At 53.4% G+C, this 9,742-nt stretch carries 9 protein-coding genes; 3 read left to right on the forward strand and 6 right to left on the reverse strand.

Annotated features, from left to right (window positions below; all coding sequences use genetic code 11):
* Window positions 1-39 precede the first annotated feature (39 nt).
* Together FD28_RS13565 and FD28_RS08955 are read right to left on the reverse strand one after the other, a co-directional pair.
* On the reverse strand, window positions 40-207 hold the full coding sequence (locus tag FD28_RS13565) for an LbetaH domain-containing protein (RefSeq protein ID WP_275452878.1): 168 nt from the start codon (window positions 205-207) through the stop codon (window positions 40-42).
* Window positions 192-647 carry an LbetaH domain-containing protein gene (locus FD28_RS08955; RefSeq protein ID WP_235806880.1) on the reverse strand — a complete coding sequence of 152 codons (456 nt, stop codon included), beginning with the start codon at window positions 645-647 and terminating at the stop codon, window positions 192-194. The genes FD28_RS13565 and FD28_RS08955 overlap by 16 nt, the downstream gene beginning before the upstream one ends.
* A gap of 283 nt (window positions 648-930) precedes the next feature.
* Between FD28_RS08955 and FD28_RS08960 the strand changes: the two genes are divergently transcribed.
* Window positions 931-1,620 carry a MucBP domain-containing protein gene (locus FD28_RS08960; protein ID WP_057734706.1) on the forward strand — a complete coding sequence of 230 codons (690 nt, stop codon included), beginning with the start codon at window positions 931-933 and terminating at the stop codon, window positions 1,618-1,620.
* A gap of 169 nt (window positions 1,621-1,789) precedes the next feature.
* Here FD28_RS08960 and FD28_RS08965 read toward each other — a convergent pair whose 3' ends face one another.
* From FD28_RS08965 to FD28_RS08980, 4 genes are all read right to left on the reverse strand, one after another.
* Window positions 1,790-2,635 (reverse strand): aldo/keto reductase family protein, encoded by an 846-nt coding sequence (locus FD28_RS08965; RefSeq protein WP_057734707.1) that lies wholly within the window; start codon window positions 2,633-2,635, stop codon window positions 1,790-1,792.
* Between the two features lie 221 nt (window positions 2,636-2,856).
* A complete protein-coding gene (locus FD28_RS08970) occupies window positions 2,857-3,216 on the reverse strand; it encodes a hypothetical protein (RefSeq protein ID WP_057734708.1) in 360 nt (119 codons plus the stop codon).
* A 150-nt stretch (window positions 3,217-3,366) separates the two neighbouring features.
* The gene (locus FD28_RS08975; protein WP_057734709.1) at window positions 3,367-3,618 is read right to left on the reverse strand and encodes a hypothetical protein; all 252 of its coding nucleotides are present in this window, start codon (window positions 3,616-3,618) and stop codon (window positions 3,367-3,369) included.
* A gap of 82 nt (window positions 3,619-3,700) precedes the next feature.
* Window positions 3,701-5,353 carry an FAD-dependent oxidoreductase gene (locus tag FD28_RS08980; RefSeq protein ID WP_057734710.1) on the reverse strand — a complete coding sequence of 551 codons (1,653 nt, stop codon included), beginning with the start codon at window positions 5,351-5,353 and terminating at the stop codon, window positions 3,701-3,703.
* 686 nt (window positions 5,354-6,039) lie between these two features.
* Here FD28_RS08980 and FD28_RS08985 point away from each other — a divergent pair.
* A complete protein-coding gene (locus FD28_RS08985) occupies window positions 6,040-6,741 on the forward strand; it encodes an ABC transporter ATP-binding protein (protein ID WP_057734711.1) in 702 nt (233 codons plus the stop codon).
* An 8-nt stretch (window positions 6,742-6,749) separates the two neighbouring features.
* Window positions 6,750-9,326 (forward strand): ABC transporter permease, encoded by a 2,577-nt coding sequence (locus tag FD28_RS08990; protein WP_083478160.1) that lies wholly within the window; start codon window positions 6,750-6,752, stop codon window positions 9,324-9,326.
* Window positions 9,327-9,742: the final 416 nt, after the last annotated feature.

A 9,742-nucleotide genomic window follows, 5' to 3' on the forward strand; every position in this document is an offset into this window, starting at 1 on the left:
GCCGATCTGCCAACATTTCAGGAATAAGCGACTCGTACATCACCCACGACCACTGCCCCCATCCGTTTCACTTTGGGGAGTCCCCTTCACGCGACGCAAGATCTTAGCCGGGGTTCCGACCACTACCATATTGGCAGGCACATCCTTCGTCACGACGGCACCCGCCCCGACAATCGCATTTTCACCAACGGTTACCCCTGGGAGAATGGTCGCCCCCGCACCAACCCGGCATTCTTCTCGATGTGAATGGCCTTCGCCTGAACATCGCGACGGTGTGCGGGGCCTTCTAAATGGTTAACGGTCACCAACGTCGCCCGCGGCCCAATCAACGCCCCCTCACCCAGGTAAATGCCACCCAGATCAACAAACATCACATCCTGATTCACAAAAACGTGGTCGCTGATGAAAATGTGGGGACCAAAATCGCTGTGCACCGGCGCATTAACCTCCGCCGATTCGGGAACGCTGTACCCCACTACCTGGCTGAGGGTCACTCGCCGCTGTTCCGGGGTCTGATCGCGCTGATTAAATGTCTTCAAAAGTTCCTGTGTTCGCTGAACGGTCTGCGGGATTTCTTGATAGTCCTCACGCGTGACGTCGATGGGTTGCCCGGCTAAGGCACGTTGAAAAATTGCTGGTTCTGTCATCTAAAATCCGCCCTATTACTGCGTTAATGAGGATCAGTATAAAGTGAACTTTCAGGCATATCAAATACTTAAAGTAAATCATTAGATATACCTTCAAGACATAGTCATCATTAAAGAGGGTCTGGCCAATCCATTCTTGTCCAGATTAAAGAACGACCTATTCTCACGACCACACCATTTCGCCCCCTATTTCTCGCGCTTTTACAGTGACAGCCATATCGGCTTATCGTTTTTAATGATAGAATTTAATCAAATAAGTGATTTATGGGGTGGAGAAATGGGCATGAAGAAAAGTTGGTTAGGGATCATCGGGATCGCAGCAGGATTGAGTTTCGGTTTGGGCTTGGTTGCCCAGGGACAGGCCGCCAGTAAACAAGGCAAAGTCATCGTTTACTACCGGTATAACGAATCGAATAAGCATCCCAAGCGGATGACCAATTACAGCGTTAAGACGCTGCACGGCCGCATCGGCCAGCACTATACGACCAAAGCCAAGGACCTCCTGAACGGGGGCGGCGGCTGGGTGTTGCGTTACCATTCCGCCACCGCCTCTGGCAAGTTCAAGGCAAAGCCAATCAAGGTCTACTACGATTATCAGATTGATAGCGACAAGGATTACGAACACGCCGGTGGCGCCGACACCTACATTGACCGCACGGCGGATCACCGCTTAGTCATCTTCGATCAGAATCACAAGAACGGCGCGGATACCACACTACAACGGAATAACTACAAGAAGCCCGTCTACGCGGTCACCTACAGCACCCCCGACGACCACCAAATCACGCACAACTATCGCTTTGGCAAGACCTACGTCTACCGCGATCATGAGAAAGAGGTCTACACGTTGACCCTGAGCAAGAAGGGCGACGTCACCCTGCAGCAGGCATGGACCACTAAGAAAGGCAAGCACCACGTGGAGACGACCCGGGTTTCTGCTACGGGAAAGTACCTGTCTTATCACGTGAAGTAGTCATGGTTGCGAAAAAAGTGGCGACACACAGAACCGCTGATTCTCACACTAACTAAGTCTATTCAAAAAAGTGGTGACCACCTATGCTGGCGGTCACCACTTTTTGTTTAACGTAAACTAGACCAATTCCATCGATTACTTACCAAATTTTGGTGTAATCAGCTCACATTTAGTCACCCACTGGATGCCAGCCGTTTGGATCCGACAAGCGGTCTAAGAAGGCCATGTCCTTGTCACTGATCTCAAAGTCGAGTTCAGTATTGGCCTGAACGTGCGCCATCGACCGCCCCTTAGGGAGTGGGGCCACGCCCTTCTGCACGATGTACCGCAGGGCCAACTGTGGAATTGAGACGCCATAGTTGTCGGCGAGTCGTTCCAGTTCGGGACTATCCACCAAGCCACCGGTAGCCAATGGTGAGTAGGCCTGCACCGTGATCTGGTTGGCTTCCGCCGTCTTCACGATCGTTTCCTGCGTGTGACCCACGTAGTACTGAATCTGGTCAACGGCGGGCTTCACCGTCAGGCCATCCCAAGTCAACAGGTTCTCCAAATCATGGGAGTTGAAGTTCGAGACCCCGATTGACTTGGCGCGACCACTGTTATAGATGTCCTGCATGGCCCGCCAAACGTCGCGGTTTTCGGCATCGTGGTTAGACCCCATTTGCATCCAAGGCCACGGCGCATGAATGATATAAGAATCCACATAAGCCAAATCTAACGCTGCCAAACTGCTCTCAAAGTCCGCCATCGCCGCATCGTAGGACTTGGACTCGGCTGGCAACTTGGTCTGCACGAAGACGTCCTCGCGCGCGACAGCGCTGTCGCGCAAGGCTTCGCCGACACTCTGTTCATTGTTGTAAGCCTTCGCCGTATCGATGAACCGGTAGCCGGCCTTTAGCGCATTACTGACGGCATCGTAGGTTTCCTTACCGGGCCGCGTTTGCCAGGTTCCAAACCCAACCTTCGGCATCTTCAAACCATTGTTTAAGTCAAACGTATCCGTAATTGTTGGCATCTTGAATCCTCCATCTTTTAAGTGATAAATTCATCTTAGCCCCTTAGACCTACACTAAGGCAAATAAGTTGTTTCATTTTTTCTCCCGTTATTTATACTAACGAAATTTTTTGCCAACCAGTCTCACTTAATTTTCAAATTCAGGAAAACTGGCCCGGCGCACGGCTAATGTTATTTAACGAATCCCAGCCGCCTTGACCGCTGAAAGTAGCGCCTAGACGTTAATCCGCTCCCCCATAAATAATCCAATAGACCCACTGATAAGGGATCGCGCCCACAAAGGCCAGCCACATACATAGCCCCACCACAAACGCCACCCCGTAGAGTGCCAGCAAAATCCACTGGCGAAGTGGCAGGTGACGCCAACCGACCCGGTAGCCGTGAATACCGTAGGCTAGAACGCCAATGAGGCCCACAAGTCCTAGGATTAATAACCCGATTAAGACCAGCACGTCCGGATGCATGGGATCGTTTTGGGCCATCAACACGTACCCGTCGATCATCATGGCCACTGGAAAGCCGAGGGTCACAACCGCGACCACACCGGCAATCCACGGCCGTAGCTTGGTCAATGTCTGCATATTCCTCTCCCCCTTAAGCTTAGCATGTACTTTTTAGTTTCGATCGTCAACGAAAATGGGAACGCCTCAACCGCCGCATCTCGGAGAAATTAAAAGAGCCTGGGGATCATCCCAGGCTCTCCGTTTGACGATTTTAAAAATCAAGCACGCCTATTTTTCCCAACCACAAAGCTTGTAGTGATGGCCCTTAGCCCACTTCAAGGTAACATGCTTCAGCTTGCCAGCGTGGCTAAGTCCCCGGCAGTCTTTACCATAGTGATACTTCTTGCCGTGGTGTGGCGCAATCCAAACCTTAGTGCTTTTGGCTTCCGCCGTGACCGTCTGCACAGCCAGCGGCTCCGCTACGCCACCCAGCGTGAAGGTGACGGCAATCAATAAGGCCGCTTTTCGTAATACTTTCATGAGTGTCCTCCCGAAATAATTATGTAGATATCGTTTTACTTGTTAATTATATCGAGAGAGCATCATAATCGCAATCTAAACTTTAATCCGAAATCAAATCTTGCGGCCGCACTGCCCGATAGAGCGCAAACGCCCCATCCAGGTTGACCACGTTAAACCCATGTTGGCGCAGCAGGCGCTCTGCAATATAACTACGTTGGCCGCTGAAGCAGCTAACCACATAGGGCTGATTCACATCCAATTCGGCGAGCCGATCCCGGAGTTGATTCAAGGGAATATTCACGCTATTTTCAAAGCGACCCGCCGTCAGTTCATCGGGGTCGCGCACGTCCAACAGCTGGCGTCCCGCGGCTAGAGCAGCTGGTAATTCGTGCCACTGAATGGATTTGCTCAATCCCTCCGCCAAATTCATAGCGGCATACCCCAGCATGTTGACCGGGTCCTTGGCCGAACCAAACGGTGGCGCATAGGTCAGTTCTAATTCCGGTAAATCCGCAATCGTCAGGCCACCCTTAATGGCCGTCGCCAAAATATCAATGCGCTTATCCACGCCTTGTTCGCCGACCCCTTGGGCCCCATAGATCTGGCCCGAGTCTGGATTAAAAACAAGTTTCAACGTCATGGGCGTGCCGCCGGGAAAATAACCAGCGTGGCTCCCACCCCGAACGTGAACAACGCGGTATGGCAGGCCCAATTGACTGGCCTGAAATTCACTAAAACCGGTTGCTGCAGCCGCCAGCTGAAAGACGCGGACGATCGCCGTTCCCAGGCTACCCCGGTTCGGATGCTGCAGGCCGGCCAAATTATCGGCCACCTGCCGTCCCTGGCGGTTAGCGGGCGACGCCAACGGAATCAGAGCCGGCTGCCCCGTCAGCTGTTGTTTCACCACAATGGCATCCCCCACCGCATAAATATCGGGATCACTGGTCTGGTAGTGTTCATCAACCACAATTCCGGCGTGCAGGCCCAATTTCAATCCGGCCGCTTGGGCTAACTGACTGGCCGGACGCACCCCGACAGCCATAATTGTGAGATCGGTCTGTAGGCGCGTGCCATCCGTTAAAATAGCAGTCTGACCGTTCAACGCCAAGCTGGCCAGGGCTTGTCCCGTGATCACGTCAACGCCATTACGCTTTAACTCAGCACGGACGAACGCCGCCATTTCGGTATCCAACGGGGGTAACACGTGGGGGGCTTGTTCAACGACCGTCACCGCCAAGCCACTCAGCTTAAGATTTTCAGCAACCTCTAGGCCGATAAAGCCACCACCAACGACCAGCACGCGGCGCACGGCCTTGGTCTGAATACCAGCCATGATGCGATTGAGATCCGGAATGTTGCGGAGCGCGTAAATATTATCGGCAGCCGCCACTCCCGGAAGATCAGGCATGATTGGTTCAGCACCGGGCGACAGAATGAGTTTATCGTAGGACTCGTGAACCTGCTGGCCGGCGTGGCGGACCACCACCTCGTGTTCCGCTGGTAAGATCTGTAACACCTCATGATTCGGTCGCACGTCGAGATTGAACCGTTGCCGCAACTTCTCCGGGGTCTGCACAACCAATTGCGATTGATCGCTAATCTCACCTGAAATGTAATAGGGCAACCCACAGTTAGCAAACGACACATAGGGTCCCTTCTCAAATACGACAATCTCAGCGTGTTCATCCAACCGCCGAAGCCGTGTTGCGGCCGACATCCCGCCAGCCACGCCACCAATAATGACGACTTTCATCCGCAAAACATCCTTTCCCGTTTATCCGCTTCTCTGCGCCCAGTATACCGAAATATCGCGAATTTACAAGAGTTTTTGAAACCGTTTTCCGTTGCACCACGTCACCTTTCCGCCTACAATTAGATTATTACCTACTCACGATTAGAGTATCTGCCATTCCGCCTTATCGTTCGCCTGCGGCTGCCAGAGATTCCGGCTGCTGTGGGGACCGCCTGCGGCCGGAAGTGCGGTCCTCCGGCTCGGTTTGAAGCCCGGCAAAGATCACCGGTCTCCAAACACGTCCCACGCTGTAAGCCGATTCTCGGCCAACACCGTTGTCACGGCTGCCTCCATCTCTGGCCTCCTCCGGCTACAACCAGTTTCTAGCCATGACGTTGGATTGAGACTCACTGGTGCATCAGCATTGAACTAGCGTCATTTAAGATAAACCAGTCTAGCCGTGAGTGAGTCAGATTTGGGCTCAGCCATGGGATTTTCCAAGTGTTCTGCTTGGAAAATGGCGACTTTGCGACGTGAACTTCGGCGCAAAGCGAGGTCCGAGACCGCTCCTAAGGCTCGGACCGTCCTGCCCATAGCGTTCCAGCCCAAATCTGGCGAACGGCAAGGCGGACAGCAAACACAAAAGTTGCCTATCAATGGCAGACTGAACCAAGCACTAAAATTCGAAGAAAAAGGAGTCCCAGCGTATGGCTTACATAGAAGTTATCAATGAAACCCGGCAATTTACCCAGGGCGATCAGGTCACCACCGCCAACCGCGACATCTCCTTTCGCGTGGAACAGGGTGAGATTGTCACCATCCTTGGCCCTAGTGGTGCCGGCAAATCAACATTACTGAACATTCTCGGTGGCATGGATAGCCCCACCAGCGGACAGGTCTTGATCGACGGCAAGGACATCGCACAATTAAATGCCAAGCAACTCACCACCTACCGCCGTCAGGACGTGGGCTTTGTTTTTCAATTTTACAACCTCGTTCCTAACCTGACGGCCCGCGAAAACGTCGAGCTGGCCTCGCAGATTACCGCGGATGCCCACGATGTCAGTGAAACTTTGGGCCTCGTGGGTCTGACCGATCGGGCCGCTAACTTTCCAGCCCAGCTTTCCGGTGGGGAGCAACAGCGCGTGGCGATTGCCAGAGCCATTGCCAAGAATCCTAAGCTACTGCTGTGTGACGAACCCACGGGAGCCCTCGATTATCAGACGGGTAAGCAGGTTCTCCAGGTCATTCAAGATGGCGCCCGCCGCACCCATATGACGGTCATCATCGTCACGCATAACAGCGCCATTGCCAAGATGGGCGACCAGATTATCCACATCAATGACGCGCAGGTGCAATCGGCACGGCATAACCCGAATCCCACGCCGGTTGCCGAGATTGACTGGTAGGTGCGCCCATGACAACCAGTTATTTGAAAACCATTTTTCGTGAAATCAAGCGTTCCAAGGCGCGTTTCCTGTCGATTATGCTGATTATCTTTCTCGGCGTCGCCTTCTATACTGGTATTCGCGCGACCGGTCCCGACATGCTACAAGCGGCCGACGACTACTACGCCCAGCAGAAATTAGCCACCAATAGCGTCCAATCCACGGCTGGCCTGACGAAACAAGACCTGGCCGTCCTGCACCGGCATCGCAACCAGGTGACCTATCAGGCGGTGAAATACCTAGATATTAATCAACTTAACAATAATCAGGCGGTCCGAGTGGCGGAAATGCCCACTAAGCAACGGGTCAATCAGCTGACAGTCGTCAGCGGTCGCCTTCCTCGTCGAGCCAATGAGATCGTTCTCGATCAACAGGCACGGACGCTTCAGCCCCACCTCAAGCTGGGCGCAACTTACAAAATCGCCACCACACAGCATTTAAACAAGGCCTTTAACCGCCGCACGTTCACCATCGTGGGCTTCGTCAACTCACCGCGCTACATTGAGAAGACGACCCGGGGGGTCACCACGGTCGGCAAGGGCACCCTGGACTATTTTGCCTTCGTCCAACCGGGAACGCTGACTCAGTCGGCTATCAGCCGGATTGATATTCAATTCAAGAACTTGGCCCACGTGACGCCCTATTCGGCCAAATACCGGCGACTAAACCGCGCCAATACGGCCTTGCTTAAGTCATGGCTGAAGCCACGAGCGGCCCAGCGTCAAGCGCAGTTACAACGTCAGGCCAGCACACAATTGGCACCCAAAGCTGCTGAAGTCAAGCAACTGGCGCAACAACTCCCCGCCAACTCGCCCATTCTGCGGCGGGCCCAAGCTGAGATTAAACAGGCTCAGGCCAAGATTGCTGCCATTGGCCAGCCGACCTACCTCTACACCGGGCGTGCGGCCAACCCCGGCTACAGCGAATATCATGAAAATACGCAACGGGTGGTCGCCCTCTCCACGGTCTTTCCGCTCTTCTTCATTGCGATTGCCGCTTTAATCTGTCTGACCACCATGACGCGGATGGTGACGGAGCTCCGCATTCAAATGGGGACGCTCAAGGCGCTCGGCTACAGCAACCTCGCCATCGGCAGTGAATTTATGCTTTATGGCGGACTCGCCAGCCTACTGGGAACCGTGCTGGGGGTTGGCTTCGGCGTTAATTTCTTCCCACGATTCATCGCTCAGGCCTATGGCAGCATGTACAATCTGCCGGCCATCAACGTGCAGTATCTCTGGCTAGATATTCTGATAGCCCTGGTCATCGCGCTGACCTGCACTATGGGCAGTGCCGCCATCGTCCTGCGGGTTGACCTACACAGTGGCCCTGCTACTTTGATGCAACCCAAGGCACCCAAGGCCGGCAAGACGCTGTGGCTCGAACACTGGCACGGTCTCTGGCGCCGACTCAGCTTCAATCACAAGGTCACGCTCCGCAATCTCTTTCGCTACAAGCAACGCCTATTGATGACGGTGCTGGGCATCGCCGGTTGTATGGCCATGATGATCACAGGATTTGGACTCAAAGATTCTATCGGTGACATCAGCCTCAAGCAATTCGATCAGCTCTGGCACTATGACGCCATCGTGGTGCGCAACGGGACCCAGACGGCCCAGCAGCGCCGAGCACTTCACCACCAAGCCCTATACAAGGATGATTTGGTGCTCAAACAAGCCCAGGTCACCGTGGAGCGCTCGGATGTGGCCAACCAAACGGCCACCCTGAGTGTCCCCCAACAGCCACAACGGTTGAAAAAGTTTGTGGTTCTTCGCAATCGCCAGAGCCACAACGCCTACAGGCTGAATCATCATGGCGCCATTATTGATGAAAAACTGGCCAAGCTCTACCACGTCAAGGTGGGCGACCAACTCCCCGTCAAGCTTGGTAACCGCGCCACCAAACACGTACGAGTCGCCGCCATTGCAGAAAACTACGTCAATCACTTCATTTATCTCTCACCGCAATACTACCAGCAGCTCTTTGGTCAAAAGGTGGTCTACAATGGCAACTTGGTCCAGTTCACGCAACACGGTCAAAAAGCCCAGGACCAATTCGCCAGTGACCTCCTCAAAACCTCAGGGATGCTCAACGTCACGCTCCTCAGCACCGAAAAACAAACCAATTTCCAAATGCTCGACACCATGGATCTCGTGGTCATCATCTTCGTGGTCGCTGCCGGGGCGTTGGCCCTAGTCGTTCTCTACAATCTCACCAATATCAACGTTTCCGAACGGATTCGGGAGCTGTCCACGATCAAAGTTCTCGGTTTCTACGACCATGAAGTAACCCTGTACATTTTCCGCGAAAACCTCATCCTAACCGTCATGGGTATCCTACTCGGTTGTTTCCTGGGGGACTGGCTACACCGCTATATTCTCAATACGGCGGAGACGGACAGCCTGATGTTTTCACCGGGAATCCACCCGCTCAGCTACGTCTATTCGGCACTGCTGACGCTGGCATTCAGTCTCCTCGTCATGTGGCTGATGCACCGCAAACTCAAGCGTATCAACATGCTCGATGCGTTGAAGTCCGTGGATTAGGCTTTTTATGACATATAGTTATACGGTGTGAAGCTGGCCGCCTTGCCGTTCGCCAAATTTGGGCTGTAACGGAAAAGAGTGTGGAAGAAGGCGATTAGCTGGCGAGCATTAACGTTGCTAGATTGAAAATCCTAGGCCTGGATTTTTAGTCTAGCGGGGTTAAGCGCAACCAGCTGCCTGATGGAACACGTTTCGACTGTGTTGTCCGAAGCCATCCAAGATAGAACACTTGGAAAATTCCACGGCTGAGCCCAAATTTGACTCACTCACGGCTAACCTCGTTTATCTTAAATGAAGCCAGTTCAATGCTGATGCACCAGTGAGTCTCAATCCAACGTCATGGCTAGAAACTAGTTGTAGCCGGAGGAGGCCAGAGATGGAGGCAGCCGTGACAACGGTGTTAGCCGAGAATCGGC

It is taken from the genome of Levilactobacillus hammesii DSM 16381, from assembly GCF_001434395.1.
GTDB lineage: Bacteria > Bacillota > Bacilli > Lactobacillales > Lactobacillaceae > Levilactobacillus > Levilactobacillus hammesii.